General features: G+C 41.5%; 12 protein-coding genes and 1 rRNA gene. 7 read left to right on the top strand and 6 right to left on the bottom strand.

The features are described 5' to 3' along the window. Nucleotides 1-23: 23 nt before the first annotated feature. From HRT50_RS02490 to HRT50_RS02465, 6 genes are all read right to left on the bottom strand, one after another. Nucleotides 24-971 carry a hydroxymethylglutaryl-CoA lyase gene (locus HRT50_RS02490; protein WP_291611003.1) on the bottom strand — a complete coding sequence of 316 codons (948 nt, stop codon included), beginning with the start codon at nt 969-971 and terminating at the stop codon, nt 24-26. A 2-nt stretch (nt 972-973) separates the two neighbouring features. Beyond that, complete coding sequence (locus tag HRT50_RS02485) at nt 974-3,034, bottom strand: acetyl/propionyl/methylcrotonyl-CoA carboxylase subunit alpha (protein ID WP_291611002.1); 2,061 nt, start codon at nt 3,032-3,034, stop codon at nt 974-976. Between the two features lie 4 nt (nt 3,035-3,038). Then, nucleotides 3,039-3,938 (bottom strand): enoyl-CoA hydratase/isomerase family protein, encoded by a 900-nt coding sequence (locus HRT50_RS02480; protein WP_291611000.1) that lies wholly within the window; start codon nt 3,936-3,938, stop codon nt 3,039-3,041. A gap of 62 nt (nt 3,939-4,000) precedes the next feature. Then, nucleotides 4,001-5,617 (bottom strand): carboxyl transferase domain-containing protein, encoded by a 1,617-nt coding sequence (locus tag HRT50_RS02475; RefSeq protein WP_291610999.1) that lies wholly within the window; start codon nt 5,615-5,617, stop codon nt 4,001-4,003. Nucleotides 5,618-5,930: 313 nt separating this feature from the next. Further along, the gene (locus HRT50_RS02470; protein WP_291610996.1) at nt 5,931-7,100 is read right to left on the bottom strand and encodes an isovaleryl-CoA dehydrogenase; all 1,170 of its coding nucleotides are present in this window, start codon (nt 7,098-7,100) and stop codon (nt 5,931-5,933) included. Between the two features lie 137 nt (nt 7,101-7,237). Next, nucleotides 7,238-7,630, bottom strand: coding sequence for a MerR family DNA-binding transcriptional regulator (locus tag HRT50_RS02465; protein ID WP_291610995.1), 393 nt, complete (start codon nt 7,628-7,630; stop codon nt 7,238-7,240). Between the two features lie 309 nt (nt 7,631-7,939). Between HRT50_RS02465 and HRT50_RS02460 the strand changes: the two genes are divergently transcribed. From HRT50_RS02460 to HRT50_RS02430, 7 genes are all read left to right on the top strand, one after another. Continuing rightward, entirely contained in the window at nt 7,940-9,139 is a 1,200-nt protein-coding gene (locus tag HRT50_RS02460; protein WP_291610993.1) for an acetyl-CoA C-acyltransferase, read from the top strand. A 9-nt stretch (nt 9,140-9,148) separates the two neighbouring features. Continuing rightward, on the top strand, nt 9,149-10,306 hold the full coding sequence (locus HRT50_RS02455; RefSeq protein WP_291610991.1) for an acyl-CoA dehydrogenase family protein: 1,158 nt from the start codon (nt 9,149-9,151) through the stop codon (nt 10,304-10,306). 101 nt (nt 10,307-10,407) lie between these two features. Further along, nucleotides 10,408-11,196 (top strand): enoyl-CoA hydratase, encoded by a 789-nt coding sequence (locus HRT50_RS02450; protein WP_291610989.1) that lies wholly within the window; start codon nt 10,408-10,410, stop codon nt 11,194-11,196. 45 nt (nt 11,197-11,241) lie between these two features. Beyond that, the gene (locus HRT50_RS02445; protein WP_291610988.1) at nt 11,242-12,414 is read left to right on the top strand and encodes an enoyl-CoA hydratase/isomerase family protein; all 1,173 of its coding nucleotides are present in this window, start codon (nt 11,242-11,244) and stop codon (nt 12,412-12,414) included. Between the two features lie 384 nt (nt 12,415-12,798). Then, nucleotides 12,799-13,689, top strand: a complete 891-nt coding sequence (gene mmsB / locus HRT50_RS02440) for a 3-hydroxyisobutyrate dehydrogenase (protein ID WP_291610986.1) — start codon at nt 12,799-12,801, stop codon at nt 13,687-13,689. Nucleotides 13,690-13,699: 10 nt separating this feature from the next. Continuing rightward, nucleotides 13,700-14,470, top strand: coding sequence for an SDR family oxidoreductase (locus HRT50_RS02435; protein ID WP_291610984.1), 771 nt, complete (start codon nt 13,700-13,702; stop codon nt 14,468-14,470). A 671-nt stretch (nt 14,471-15,141) separates the two neighbouring features. Then, nucleotides 15,142-15,483: ribosomal RNA gene (locus tag HRT50_RS02430) — 16S ribosomal RNA — on the top strand; the annotation flags it as partial.

Genomic DNA, 15,483 nt, shown 5'->3' with positions numbered 1-15,483 from the left:
ATTTATCGTTTATGGATGGTCGATTATGATTGCTGCTGTGCAAGATAAGCGCTTGATACCTTAGAAATTGGTGGTTTTCCTAACTTATTACTGATAAACCAGCCGGTTTGTAGCAACTTATCGAAATCTATACCCGTTGATATGCCCAGACCGTTAAGTAAATAAACTACATCTTCTGTGGCTACGTTACCTGAGGCACCTTTAGCATAAGGACAGCCGCCTAAACCTGCAATAGCACTATCGATAACTGAAATCCCTAGGCCTAATGCGGCGTAAATATTAGTTAACGCTTGGCCATAGGTATCATGAAAGTGAACCGCTAGCTGAGCTGTGGGTACACGGGCACTCACGGCCTGTAACATCTTAGTTACGCTGGCAGGTGTACCAACACCTATGGTGTCGCCAAGCGATATTTCATAACAGCCCATAGCCAGTAATTTTTCTGCCACCATGGCTACTTGCTCAGGGGAAATATCACCTTCATAAGGGCAGCCAACAACACAAGAAACATAGCCACGGACTTTGATATTACGCTTTTTAGCATCAGCAATTATAGGGGCAAAGCGCTCAATGCTTTCTGCTATCGAGCAATTAATATTCTTTTGACTAAAGCTTTCTGAAGCGGCAGCAAAAATGGCAACTTCATCGGCATTAACGGCAATTGCCGCTTCATAGCCCCTCATGTTTGGCGTTAAAGCTGCATAAGTGACTTTTTCATTGCGCTTTATTGTGGTAAATACTTCCGCAGAGGTTGCCATTTGCGGCACCCATTTAGGTGAGACAAAACTGCCACTTTCGATATAACTAACGCCAGCATCAGCTAATTGTTCAATAAGTGCCACTTTATCGGCAGCACTAATAGCCTTTCCATTAATGAGAGCTTCATTTTGCAAACCATCTCGGGGGCCAACTTCAACAATCTTAACTTGTTTAGGTAATTGTTGTGGTAAAGCAGGGGGTTGAATGCTCATTATTAGGCCTCTTCACTTTTGCTGGTAGCTAGTGTTGAAAAATCGAGTAATTCAGCACCACCATTAACCATATCACCGGCACTGAAAAACACTTCATTTACTACACCGTCACTTGGCGCTTTAATGGTGTGTTCCATTTTCATCGCTTCCATGATAACCAATGGCTGATCTTTGCTAACGTGCTCACCAGGCGTTACCAGTACACTTACCATAGTGCCATTCATAGGTGCCATTAAACCGCCATGATTATCATCATCTTGATTTTCGCCATGATCCGGCAGGATATGGCTAAAGCTAAATACGCCATGCTCTTGATAAAGACTTATGCTGTTCTCGTGATGAGCAACAATACTTTGGCTACGATGACCATCGATAGTTACAGTTATATTTTCACCTTCTATTTCGCCCTGGCAATCAACCGTATGGCTGGTTGTCCCGGCATCGCTAATCGTTATTTGGTAATAAACAGCGCTTGCTTGACGCTTTTGTTCAATGGTAATTGCATAGTCAATGTCATTATAAGCAAGGGTTAATGAGTGATTATGTGGTTCATTTAACCGCCATGCATTAGTCATATGCCAAGGTGAGTGGCGATCATTACTCAATGCTGCTTGTTCTTTGTTTTTATTTGTTAGCGCAAGCACAATGTATAAGGCGGCAGTAGGTAATTGCTTCGTTAATAACTCATCATGTTGCTTTTCATCGGCTTGATGAAAAATAGCTTGGTGATTTTTTTCAATAAAGCTTGTGTCTATATCGGCATTTTTAAAAGCATCAGTAGTGGCCAAGTTATATAAAAATTCAATGTTAGTGGTAACACCATCAATACGGTATTCACGTAAGGCTTTCGCTAAACGTTGTAAGGCTTTGTCCCTGTTTTCATCCCAAACGATGAGTTTTGCTATCATGGGATCATAAAAGACACTGACCTCATCACCTTGACGAACACCGGTATCGATACGCACATGTTTACTTTCTAGTGGCGTTTTTAATAAGTTTAATTGGCCAGTTGCCGGTAAAAAATCATTACTTGGGTCTTCGGCATAAATTCTTGCTTCAAAGGAATGACCGGTTATCGTCAATTCTTCTTGTGTCTTAGGCAGCTTTTCACCAGCGGCAACACGTAATTGCCACTCAACTAAGTCTTGTCCGGAAATCATTTCAGTGACCGGGTGTTCCACTTGCAAGCGGGTATTCATTTCCATAAAATAAAATGAACCATCAACGTCAAGTAAAAACTCAACCGTGCCCGCGCCTTGATAGCCAATGGCTTGCGCTGACTTTATCGCCGTTTCACCCATTTTACTGCGCAAAAACTCACTCATACTAAATGCGGGTGCTTCTTCGATGACTTTTTGGTGACGGCGTTGTACTGAGCAATCACGCTCAAATAAATACACCGCATTTTGGTGGTTGTCGCAAAACACTTGAATTTCAACATGACGAGGCTGGGTTAAATATTTCTCAACCAACATGGTATCGTCACCAAAAGAAGACATTGCTTCACGTTTGGCGGCAGCAAAACCTTCGGAAAACTCTGCTTCATTCCATACTTGGCGCATACCTTTACCGCCGCCACCTGCTGTGGCTTTAAGCAGAACAGGATAACCCATGTCATCGGCGGCTTGTTTTAAGGTTTGTTCATTTTGATCATCACCATGGTAGCCTGGAACCAAAGGTACGTTTGCTTCTGCCATGATGTTTTTGGCAGCAGACTTTGAACCCATAGCTTCAATAGCGGCTACAGGAGGACCAATAAAAGTAATATTTTCTTGCTGACAGGCTCGACAAAAATCCGCGTTTTCTGATAAAAAACCATAGCCAGGATGAATCGCTTGCGCACCAGTTTTCTTGGCTGCGGCAATGACTTTTTCTATCACAAGGTAACTTTCACGAGAAGGTGAAGCACCAAGGTAAACGGCTTCGTCTGCCATATGTACGTGTAAGGAATCTTTATCAGCGTCAGAATAAACGGCGACCGTTAATATGCCTATTTTTTTGGCTGTTTTTATTATGCGGCAAGCAATTTCACCACGGTTAGCAATTAATATTTTACTAAACATTTGTTTATCCTTCGCTGTCGTTACATTGGCTGCTAGCTAGGTGGTTGCTAGTTAGCTGATTGCCTGTATTGGCACTTTGTTGCCAAGCAGGGCTACGCTTTTCAAAAAAAGCGCTCAGGCCTTCTTGGCCTTCGTTTGATACTCTAATACTGGCAATGCGTGCGCTGGTATCACTGAGTAGCTGTTCATCAATTTTCTGATAAGCAACATCAAAAGCAAGCTGTTTAGCTTGACGCATTGCTTGAGGGCTATTGCTAAGCAGGGTATTTATCATTTTCTCAACCGCTGGCGTTAACTCTTCGGCGTCGACAACTTCATCCACTAAACCAATTTGCATGGCTTTATCGGCAAAGAATCGCTCAGCAGTTTGAAAATAGCGTCGTGAGGCTTTTAAGCCAATGGCATTTACTACATAAGGACTAATGGTTGCAGGGATAAGCCCTAATTTAACTTCGCTCAGACAAAAGCTGGCTTTATTGCTGGCGATCACTATGTCACAACAGCTTGCTAGACCAACGGCGCCGCCAAATGCAGCCCCTTGGATTTTAGCTATGGTTGCTTGTGGCAGAAAGTTCAAGACCTTGAGCATATCTGCTAATTTATGAGCGTCCTTTAGGTTATCTTCATAAGAATAACCGGCCATGCGCTTCATCCAGCCTAAATCAGCGCCAGCACTAAAGCTTTTACCGTTAGCGGCAAGCACCATCACTTTAATATCGTCACGCTTAGCAATATCATTAAAAATATCGGTTAAGATTTTGATAATAGTGTCATCAAAAGCATTATGCTTGGCACCATTATCAAAAGTAACGGTAGCTACGCCATTGTCGCTTACTGTATAAAGCACCTTGCTTGAGTGACTTAAATTGTTTGACTTATTTGAGTCAGATGTATCAATCGACATACTTTTTCCTTTAGCTATTTCCTATGTATTATTTACCCTTATTCACTACAGGTGAGGGCAGGCTACATTCTGAAAATACCAAATTTGGTGTCTTCAATGGTTTTATTGAGTGACGCTGATATGGCTAGACCTAAAACTTGGCGAGTATCAGCGGGATCGATAATACCGTCATCCCATAAACGCGCCGAAGCATAATAAGGGTGACCTTGGTGTTCGTAGTCTTCAATAATAGGTTGTTTGAATGCTTGCTCTTCTGCTTCGCTCCAGCTTTCCCCTAATTTAGCTTTTTTATCTCGGGTAACTTGCGCCATTACGCCAGCAGCTTGCTCGCCGCCCATTACCGATATTCTCGCGTTTGGCCACATAAATAAGAAACGTGGATCATAAGCTCGGCCACACATACCATAGTTGCCGGCGCCAAAGCTGCCGCCAATTAAGATAGTAAACTTAGGTACTTGTGCTGTAGCTACCGCAGTTACCATTTTAGCGCCATGTTTGGCAATGCCGCCAGCCTCATACTGTTTACCAACCATAAAGCCGGTAATATTTTGTAAAAATACAAGTGGAATTTTACGTTGGGCGCACAGTTGAATAAAATGTGCTCCTTTTTCGGCAGACTCACCAAATAACACGCCATTGTTCGCGACGATACCTACCGGGTAGCCAAAAATATTGGCAAAACCACAAACTAAGGTATTACCATAAAGCGCTTTAAACTCATCAAAATTACTACCATCAACGATACGGGCAATAACTTCGCGTACGTCATATGGCTGACGGGTATCTTTAGGAATGATGCCGTAGATTTCATCCGCTTGGTAAGCCGGCTCTGCTACTTTGTCTAAAGATTGAATATTAAGGTTTATCGGTTTAACCCTGTTTAAGTTTTTAACCGCAGCGCGAGCAATATCAAGGGCATGATGGTCGTTTTGTGCGTAATGATCGGTTACCCCAGAGGTACGACAATGGACATCAGCGCCACCTAATTCTTCAGCGCTTACTACTTCACCCGTTGCCGCTTTAACTAAAGGGGGGCCAGCTAAAAAGATAGTGCCTTGCTCTTTAACAATAATTGATTCATCAGCCATGGCTGGCACATAAGCACCACCTGCGGTACAAGAGCCCATAACCACAGCAATTTGTGGGATATTGTTGGCTGACATATTGGCTTGGTTAAAAAAAATACGACCAAAATGCTCTTTATCAGGGAAAACATCGTCCTGATTGGGTAAATTAGCACCGCCGGAGTCAACGAGGTAGATACAAGGTAAGTTATTTTCTTGGGCTATTGCCTGTGCTCTAAGATGCTTCTTTACCGTGAGCGGATAGTAAGTGCCACCCTTAACTGTGGCATCATTGGCAACAATGACACATTCTTGTCCTGATACACGACCGATACCGGTGATTATGCCAGCACAAGGTACATAGTCATCATAGACTTTATAAGCGGCGAGTTGTGATAATTCTAGAAATGCCGAGCCTGCATCGAGTAATGCGTTAACTCGGTCACGTGGCAATAACTTACCGCGGTCTAGATGACGCTTGCGACTTCTTTCACCACCACCAAGTTTTACTTCACTGAGTTTGTCACGCAAATCATCAATTTGACTTTGCATATGGGCAGCATTGTCGACGAAGTCTTGGCTGCGGGTGTTTATCTTACTTACTAGTTTTGCCACGGGAGAGCCTTTTATTTGTTAGTCATCATTTATTTTATTGCGCTTTAACTCAACTACAGCGTTGAAAAATGCTCATTGACTAACGTCAACTCCACTTTTTTGCCTTGTACTTTAGTCAAACCGCTGCAAACTAAACAATCACTGGTATTCAAATGAATGCTTCATTTATCATTCAATGAAGTTAATTAGCTAATTTAGTAGTGATTTATCTTTAAGCTGTACGGTTTAATTAAAAGGAAAAGGCACGGAATTGATAACTATCAATGAGTACTTTTAACGAATTAATTAGGCTGCACAGCAACAAGATGAATTATTACTTAGATTCGTTAAACAATTCACGACCAATTAGCATACGACGGATCTCTGAAGTACCGGCGCCAATTTCATATAATTTAGCATCACGTAATAAACGGCCAGCGGGAAATTCATTGATATAACCATTGCCGCCAAGTAATTGAATGGTATCAAGAGCCATTTTTGTCGCTAATTCTGCCGCAAATAAAATAACGGCTGCTGAATCTTTACGGGTGGTTTCACCACGATCACAAGCTTGAGCAACCATATACGCGTATGACTTAGCCGCATTCATTTGGGTATACATGTCAGCAATTTTACCTTGTACTAATTGGAACTCACCAATAGATTGGCCAAACTGCTTTCTGTCATGAATGTAAGGTACAACTAAATCCATACACGCATCCATTATGCCTAAAGAGCCACCAGATAAAACCACGCGCTCATAGTCTAAACCTGACATCAGTACACGTACGCCTTTGCCTTCACCGCCTAATATATTTTCCGCAGGAACCTCGCAATCTTGAAAAACTAGCTCACAGGTATTAGAGCCGCGCATACCTAATTTGTCTAATTTTTGATGGCGAGAAAAGCCAGGGTAATCACGCTCAACGATAAATGCCGTAATACCTTTTGAACCAGCACTGGTATCTGTTTTGGCATAAATCACATAAACATCGGCTTCTGGACCGTTGGTAATCCACATTTTATTGCCGTTAAGAATGTACTTGTCACCTTTTTTGTCGGCGCGAAGTTTCATGCTTACCACATCTGAGCCAGCATTTGGTTCACTCATCGCAAGAGCACCAACATGTTCACCAGTACAAAGCTTAGGTAGGTACTTTAGTTTTTGCTCATGAGAGCCATTTTTACGTAATTGGTTTAGACATAAGTTAGACATAGCGCCATAACTTAAGCCGACAGAGGCGGAAGCTCTGCTGATTTCTTGCATAACAATAATATGTTCTAAATAACCTAGACCTGAGCCACCATATTGCTCCTCGACGGTCATGCCTAATAAGCCCATATCACCAAACTTACGCCATAAATCTTTAGGGAATTCATTATCAATATCGATTTGTGCTGCGCGTGGCGCGATTTCATCACGGGCAAAAGCATTGACCTGATCGCGAATCATGTCGACGGTTTCGCCTAAATTGAAGTTAAGTGACGTGTATTGTGAAATCATGATTTTTCCTTTTTGTTAAACTCAACCCCGCTTAGCGAGGCAAAGTAACGATTGAATGGGCTTAGTTTGTTCGTGTTTACTTATGTTTATATTTTCTATAATTTATTGTGCTTTGCTATCACTGCTAATGGCTGACTTTAATCAAAAGAATTGAGAATGCCTTTACAGTTATCTTCTAAATCATTGAGCTCAATTAATACCGCATTAATATCTTCAAGCTGCTGCTTTAAATCATTTTTTTTATCGGTAATCAAGGTCATTATGCTATTCAACTGAGTGGCACTGGTTTTATCGACATCATAAAGTTCAAACAAACGACCTGTTTCAGCTAAAGAAAACCCTAGTCGTTTACCACGGAGAATCAACTTTAATCGTACTTTATCTCTTTGATTATAAATCCGAGTCTGACCCTTTCTAGCAGGGGAGAGTAATCCTTGGTCTTCATAAAAACGTATGCTTCGGGTGGTGATATCAAACTCTTTCGATAAATCACTAATTGAATACTTTATCGAAGTCAGTTGTTGGCTCATGTAATTTTTACTCAAAAACTTATTTATTGATTTATCTTATATGAAGTTGACGTTAACGTAAAGCTCGGTGGCGTTAGACCCTATTGTTGAATTAGCAGTTTAAATTTCAAGCCGCTAAGGGGTAACCCCTGTGATTTTATAGCAATCTTGTCTATTGATGACTGTAACCGCTGAGTGTAATTAACTGCTTACACTTTATCGTCTGAATGATGAACAAGCCTTTAAGTTTACGTTGGCGTAAAGCTGTTATTAAGTTAGGCTTGAGGAATTACTAATTATTATATCTGATTAAATTTGTTGGAGAACCGAATGTCATCACCTGATCCTATTGTTATTGTTTCCGCGGTAAGAACCCCTATGGGCGGCTTTGGCGGTTGCTTTGCAAGTGTTACTGCCCCTGAGTTAGGCGCCAGTGCAATTAAAGCAGCAGTAGCACAAGCTAACATAGCCACTGACCAAATTGACGAGGTCATTATGGGCTGTGTATTGCCTGCTGGGTTAAAACAAGCGCCAGCACGACAAGCTGCCATTGCTGCAGATTTATCTTTATCTACGGTTTGTACCACAATTAACAAAGTCTGTGGCTCAGGTATGAAAGCTGCCATGCAAGCACATGATGCCTTACTTGCTGGCTCTATCGATGTAGCCGTTGCTGGCGGTATGGAAAGTATGAGTAATGCGCCCTATATATTACCCAAAGTAAGAACAGGTTTACGTATGGGACATGGCCAAGTTATTGATCATATGATGCAAGATGGTTTAGAAAATGCTTATGACGGCATCTCTATGGGCTGTTTCGCTCAAGATACTGCTGATGAAGCAAGCTTTACTCGTGAAGCTATGGATGAGTTTGCTATCCGTTCACTTTCTCGTGCCAATGCTGCCATTGAAAGTGGTGCTTTTAAAAATGAGATCACGCCAGTTACTGTGACTAATCGACGTAAAGAAACGCTTATTGATACCGATGAACAACCTGGCAATGCTCGCCCAGATAAAATTCCGTCATTGCGTGCAGTCTTTAAAAAAGGCGGCACTATTACCGCAGCAAACTCTAGTTCAATTTCTGACGGTGCTGCAGCGCTAGTTATGATGAAATTATCAGAAGCGAATAAGCGTGGTCTAACACCACTTTGTAAGATTGTTGCTCATGCAACTCACGCACAAGCACCAAGCGAGTTTACTGTTGCCCCGGTAGGCGCTATGACCAAAGTATTAGCTAAAGCAAATTGGACAACAGCAGATGTTGATCTGTTTGAAATCAACGAAGCCTTTGCCATGGTAACTATGCTTGCGGTTAAAAATATGTCGCTAGATATTAATAAGGTCAATATTCACGGTGGTGCCTGTGCATTAGGGCATCCATTAGGCGCAAGTGGCGCACGTATTATGGTGACTTTGATTCATGCATTGAAAAATAAAGGCTTAGCTGATGGTAGTAAGCCAAAAGGTGTTGCTTCTCTTTGTATTGGCGGCGGTGAAGCGACTGCTATAGCCCTTGAATTAATGTAGGAGTAAACCATGAATTTTGATTTAACCGAAGACCAGAAAATGTTTGCGGATACCGCCAAGCAATTTAGCGACAGCGAATTATTACCAAATGCCGCTAAGTGGGACTTAGAACATACTTTTCCAAAAGATGTTATCACTAAAGCGGGCGAGTTAGGTTTTTGTGGTTTATATGCACCAGAAGATGCCGGTGGTTTAGGGCTAAGTCGATTAGACTCATCAATAATTTTTGAACAACTCTCCATGGGTTGTACCACCACAACGGCCATGATGACTATTCATAATATGGCAACATGGATGATTGCCACTTGGGGCACTGAAACAGTAAAAGCAGCATGGTGCCCTGAGTTAGTTACAGGGGAAAAGTTAGCTTCTTATTGTTTAACTGAACCAGGCTCTGGCTCTGATGCGGCATCACTGCGCACTAGTGCAAAAGTTGATGGCGATCATTATATTATTAATGGTTCAAAAATGTTTATCTCAGGTGCCGGTGAAACTGATGTTTTAGTTGTTATGGTACGTACAGGTGAAGCAGGGGCAAAAGGTATTTCTGCCGTGGTTATTCCAGCTGACGCCGAGGGCGTTATTTATGGTAAAGCCGAAGATAAGATGGGCTGGAATGCTCAGCCTACCAAGCAAATTACTTTTGATAATGTCAAAATTCCACGAGAGAACTTACTTGCCAAAGAAGGCGAAGGTTTTTCTCTCGCCATGAAGGGACTTGATGGTGGACGTATTAATATTGCCACTTGTTCAATTGGTACTGCCCAGCAAGCATTAAATAGCGCTATGGCATATATGCAAGAACGAGAACAGTTTGGTAAACCCATTGCCGCTTTTCAAGGGTTACAATTTAAACTTGCCGATATGGCAACAGAGTTGGTTGCCGCGAGACAACTTGTGCGCTTAGCTGCTTATAAATTAGATCAAAACGACCCTGAGAAAACTGCCTATTGTGCTATGGCAAAACGCTTTGCTACGGATATAGGCTTTCAAGTTTGTGATGCTGCCCTACAAATCCATGGCGGCTATGGCTATATGAAAGAATACCCTTTAGAGCGTCACTTTAGAGATGTACGTGTCCATCAAATCCTTGAAGGTACCAATGAAATCATGCGGGTAATTATTGCTAGAAGGTTATTAACCGAAGGGGCAGGGCAAATACTCTAGCTAAAACTAGCAAAGCACATTTTATCAGTAACGCTAAGTTATCAATAATATTAGCGTTAAATAAAAATAAATATAAAAAAGCACCTAGTAAAGGAAATCTAATGTCTGATTATTCATCACAGTTTTTAAAGGCAGAAGTAATTGACCATACTGCCGTTGTCACCTTTAATAACCCTCCAGCGCACACTTGGACTGCACAAAGTTTGGCAGACTTGCGTGATTTAGTTTTGTCGCTCAATGAAGATAAAAATATATACGCTTTGGTGTTAACAGGGGATGGCACTAAGTTCTTTTCTGCGGGTGCCGACCTTAATGTTTTCGCCGATGGTGATAAACAAGTAGCTAAAGAGATGAGTGATATCTTTGCTCAGGCATTTGAGACCTTAGCTGCTTTTCGTGGTGTTTCAATTTCTGCCATTAATGGTTATGCCATGGGCGGAGGCCTAGAAGTCGCCTTAGCTTGTGATATTCGTATTGCCGAAGAACATGCCGTAATGGCATTGCCAGAAGCAAGTGTTGGTTTGTTACCTTGTGCTGGTGGTACACAAAATTTAGCACTGTTAGTCGGTGAAGGCTGGGCTAAGCGCATGATTTTATGTGGTGAACGCCTTGATGCTGATAAAGCATTAAAAGTTGGTTTAGTTGAAGAGGTTGTTGGTCAAGGTGAAGGTAAATCTGCGGCAATCGCTTTAGCGGCTAAAGTCGCCAAGCAAAGCCCCGTAGCGGTAAGCGTTTGTAAGCGTTTAATTCAAAAAAATCGAATCATGCCTATTAATAAAGTATTGATACAAGAGCGGCAAGCTTTTGTCGATTTATTTGATTCACTTGATCAAAAAGAAGGCGTACAAGCTTTTCTAGATAAACGTAAGCCTGTCTGGCTAAATAAGTAGTATCAATACTTTAAAACGCTAAACAGCCTATAAATAGGAAAAAATATGACGGATGTAGTTCTTTTTCATGAACTTAATTGTGATAACGGTAAAAAGGTTGGTGTAATCACCCTTAATTCACCTAAATCACTTAATGCCTTAAGTGGCGAGATGATCGGCCTACTGTACCCGCAGTTACTTACCTGGCAACAGCAAGAAGACATTGCCGCGGTATTTTTACAGGGAGAAGGTGATAAATCTTTTTGTGCTGGCGGCGATATAGTGCATTTATATGAGGCGATGAAAGATAATGCGCTGAAAAATAGCATTAGCAGTGAAGATAAAATTAAAGCGCTGATTACAGATAAAAATTTCGCACCAGAAATTGAAGATTATTTTACCCAAGAATACCAATTAGATTATTTAATTCACACCTTTAACAAACCCTTTATTGTTTGGGGTAGTGGTATTGTCATGGGTGGTGGTCTGGGCATGCTTGTTGGCGGCAGCCATAGGGTTGTTACTGAAAGCTCACGTATTGCCATGCCTGAAATAGGTATTGGTTTATTCCCTGATGTCGGCGGTAGCTACTTTTTAAATAAAATGCCTGCAGGTTGTGGTTTATTTCTTGCCCTAACAGGTGCATCAATCAATGCGGCTGATGCCAAGTTTTGCCAGCTTGCTGATTATTTTATTGAGCAGCAACACAAAGGTAACTTTCTCGAGCAACTTACAATGATTAACTGGGGCGAGACAATACCATTAAATCACGATAAAGCGGCGCAACTATTACAAGAGTTTGAACAAGGCTCAGTAAGTAAACTGCCAACATCATTATTAAGAGAACATCAAACATTTATAAGTCAGTTAGTTGAAAAGCAAGACTTGAGTGAAATTGTCGCCGCTATCTTAAGTGTTGAAATAGAAGATAAGTGGTTTAACAGAGCACAAAAGTCGTTGAAAAGAGGCAGTGCCTTAAGTGCACAACTTGCCTATTCGCAATTGCAACTAGGTAAAGGCATGCCATTGGCTGATTGCTTTCGTATGGAGTTAAACTTAGCGGTTAAATGTGGTCACTTTGGCGAATTCCTTGAAGGTGTCAGAGCATTATTAATCGATAAAGATAATAGTCCTCAATGGCAATACTCGTCAGTTGAGTCAATTGATAGCAAGGTAGTGGATTGGTTTTTTGAGTCTAAATGGTCAGCAGTAGAACATCCGCTGGTTAAACTTGGCTAAATTTTATTAACTCAGGCTAAGAGACGGACTAAGTCACAGAGTTAGTGCTGGGTTAGCAGCTAGTTATTAGATAAGACATATACCCAAACAACCTCAAGATGCAGGATTCAGCTGGAATTAGAAACGTCTTTAGGCAAGGCATTGATTGAAGAAAATGGTTATTCCCTTGTCGAAATCAATAACGATGGATAAAACGTTTCTAAACCAGCCCTAGTGGGACGTATGAGCAAATAATATTCATCGTTACGTATGTAATTAAGGGAATAACCATTAATAAAATACGCGCCTTGATTATGAATCGCTCAGCAATCCTGAAACGAGTATCTTGAAGTCGCTTGGGTATATAACAATTATAACAACTGTAATTATTTTTAAGGATACATCATGGCAAATATCGCTTTTATTGGTTTAGGTAATATGGGCGGCCCAATGGCTATTAACTTAGTTAAAGCGGGTCACGAGGTTTGTGTTTTTGATCTTTCAGCTGAAGCTGTGGCTCATGTTGTTGAAGTTGGGGCTAGCACTAAGACTAGTGCTATAGCATGTGTACAAGGTGCACAATTTGTTATCTCAATGCTACCGGCAGGCAAACATGTTGATGCCGTTTACCTTTCGGAATCAAATGGCCTGATTAACCATATTGAACCGGGCACACTAGTCATAGACTCATCAACTATTGATGCCGCTACCTCATGCAAAGTTGCTAAAGCACTGGCTGAAAAAAACATCAATTTTGTTGATGCACCCGTTTCAGGCGGTGTGGGTGGTGCTGTAGCTGGCACGTTAAGTTTTATGGTCGGCGGCAGCAGTAAAGAGTTTTCCCAAGCCGAGCCAATCCTTGAGGCCATGGGCAAGAATATTTTCCATGCCGGTGAACATGGCGCTGGGCAAATAGCCAAAGTATGTAATAACATGCTGTTGTCGGTATTAATGCTAGGTACTAGTGAAGCATTACAATTGGGCCTTGCTAATGGTTTAGACCCTAAGGTGTTGTCTAACATCATGAGTAAAAGCTCAGGCAGTAACTGGACCCTTGATGTATATAACCCATGCCCAGATGTAATGGAAAATGTACCAGCATCGAATGATTATCAAGGTGGTTTTATGGTAGATTTAATGGCTAAAGATTTAGGTTTAGCCATGGAAACTTCATTAGCAAGTCAATCGTCTACCCCTATGGGAGCGTTGGCGCGAAGTTTATACGCTATGCATGCAGCTTCAGGAAATGGCAGTAAAGATTTCTCCAGTATTTTTAATCTATTTAATAAAAGCTAAGTTGAGACAAATGAAATTACAAGATAAAACAATCGTTATAACCGGTGGTGGTCAAGGTTTAGGTCTGACAATGGCAATAAGCTTTGCCAAAAGTGGCGCCAATATCGCGTTAATCGATTTAAATGAAGAGCAGTTAAAAGAAAGCGTTAAGCAAGTTACTGCCGCGGGCGATGAAAATATAAAAGTTAACTACTACATAGCGAATGTCAGTAAAGAAGCTGAAGTAGAAGAAACCTTCCAACAAATTAATAAAGACTTCGATGGTATTGATGGCTTAGTTAATAATGCTGGAATATTACGTGACGGGATGTTTGTCAAAGCTAAAGACGGTGTTGTCGCTAAGAAGATGTCCTTAGCAAGCTTTCAGTCTGTCATTGACGTTAACCTTACCGGGGTATTTTTATGTGGCCGTGAAGCAGCAGTTCATATGATTGAAGGGCGTAGGAAAGGCGTCATTATTAATATGTCTTCAATTGCCCGTGGCGGTAATATGGGACAAACCAACTATGCGGCCTCAAAAGCGGGCGTAGTTGCGATGACAACAACTTGGGCTAGAGAGCTTGGCCGTCACGGTATTCGTGTTGGCGCAATTGCACCTGGTGTGATCCGAACAGCCATGACAGATGCAATGAAACCAGAGATGCGCGACCGGTTAGAGAAAATGAAACCTGTTGGTCGTTTAGGTGAAGCAGAAGAAATTGCTCATACAGCAAAATACATCTTTGAAAATGAATTCTTCACTGGTCGTGTTGTTGAAATTGATGGCGGTCTTTGCATGTAGCTTGCATTCTTCCCGACCGTAGCCTTTTGTTAGCATGCTATTTAATCAATATATCGCTGGTTTGTACGATCATTGTTCGAACAAACCAGAATTGATAAAAAAATGATATTAATGCTTGTACTAAAATGAACTCTCTCTATAATGCGCTCCAGTTCCAAGGGGTTCACGCAAATTGAATCATCAAAGAACTGTTTTGATAAGTTATCTACTTGCTATTAAGGTAAATTAGTTAACTTAACGTTGAGTTTTAAAGTGTTTTAAAATACTTTACTTTTAATTAAGAAAAAACGTTGACTTCAAAACTCGGAAGCGTATTATACGCATCCTGCTTCGGGGCTACAGCAACGAGCAACGCAAATTAAGTTCAACTTAATTTGCTCCAGATGAAGAGCGAATGTGACTCTTATCTACGTTCCATACGGGACGTTTTCTTTAACAATTAGTTATCATGCAATTTGTGTGAGCACTCACATTAATGTTGTTTTACCTAGTTTTCCTTTCGAGGAGAACAAAAACGCTTAATGAATGATGTTCATGCAAATAAATATAGTTACTTATTTCTAGCGAGATAGGTAGCGACTATGTAATGCGATATCAACTTCGGTTGGTATCACGACAGAATTCATTGAGCAGTAACACATCACTTGTGATGAGGTTACACAAACGATTTTTAATTGAAGAGTTTGATCATGGCTCAGATTGAACGCTGGCGGCAGGCTTAACACATGCAAGTCGAGCGGTAACAGAGAGTAGCTTGCTACTCTGCTGACGAGCGGCGGACGGGTGAGTAATGCTTGGGAATATGCCTTATGGTGGGGGACAACAGTTGGAAACGACTGCTAATACCGCATAACGTCTACGGACCAAAGGGGGGGATCTTCGGACCTCTCGCCATTTGATTAGCCCAAGTGAGATTAGCTAGTTGGTAAGGTAAAGGCTTACCAAGGCGACGATCTCTAGCTGGTTTGAGAGGATGATCAGCCACACTGGGACTGAGACACGGCCCAGACTCC

This window comes from Colwellia sp., from assembly GCF_013215345.1.
In the GTDB taxonomy this organism is placed as follows: Bacteria; Pseudomonadota; Gammaproteobacteria; order Enterobacterales; family Alteromonadaceae; genus Colwellia.
The sequence above is the reverse complement of the archived record's forward strand: the minus strand, read 5'-3'. Positions and strand labels throughout refer to the sequence as shown.

What these genes read in the sequence shown, in the direction of transcription:
- HRT50_RS02435 (WP_291610984.1), top strand. Translation starts at nt 13,700, where the DNA reads ATGAAATTACAAGATAAAACAATCGTTATAACCGGTGGTGGTCAAGGT.
- HRT50_RS02455 (WP_291610991.1), top strand. Translation starts at nt 9,149, where the DNA reads ATGAATTTTGATTTAACCGAAGACCAGAAAATGTTTGCGGATACCGCC.
- mmsB (WP_291610986.1), top strand. Translation starts at nt 12,799, where the DNA reads ATGGCAAATATCGCTTTTATTGGTTTAGGTAATATGGGCGGCCCAATG.
- HRT50_RS02470 (WP_291610996.1), bottom strand. Translation starts at nt 7,100, where the DNA reads ATGATTTCACAATACACGTCACTTAACTTCAATTTAGGCGAAACCGTC.
- HRT50_RS02445 (WP_291610988.1), top strand. Translation starts at nt 11,242, where the DNA reads ATGACGGATGTAGTTCTTTTTCATGAACTTAATTGTGATAACGGTAAA.
- HRT50_RS02485 (WP_291611002.1), bottom strand. Translation starts at nt 3,034, where the DNA reads ATGTTTAGTAAAATATTAATTGCTAACCGTGGTGAAATTGCTTGCCGC.
- HRT50_RS02450 (WP_291610989.1), top strand. Translation starts at nt 10,408, where the DNA reads ATGTCTGATTATTCATCACAGTTTTTAAAGGCAGAAGTAATTGACCAT.
- HRT50_RS02490 (WP_291611003.1), bottom strand. Translation starts at nt 971, where the DNA reads ATGAGCATTCAACCCCCTGCTTTACCACAACAATTACCTAAACAAGTT.
- HRT50_RS02465 (WP_291610995.1), bottom strand. Translation starts at nt 7,630, where the DNA reads ATGAGCCAACAACTGACTTCGATAAAGTATTCAATTAGTGATTTATCG.
- HRT50_RS02480 (WP_291611000.1), bottom strand. Translation starts at nt 3,938, where the DNA reads ATGTCGATTGATACATCTGACTCAAATAAGTCAAACAATTTAAGTCAC.
- HRT50_RS02460 (WP_291610993.1), top strand. Translation starts at nt 7,940, where the DNA reads ATGTCATCACCTGATCCTATTGTTATTGTTTCCGCGGTAAGAACCCCT.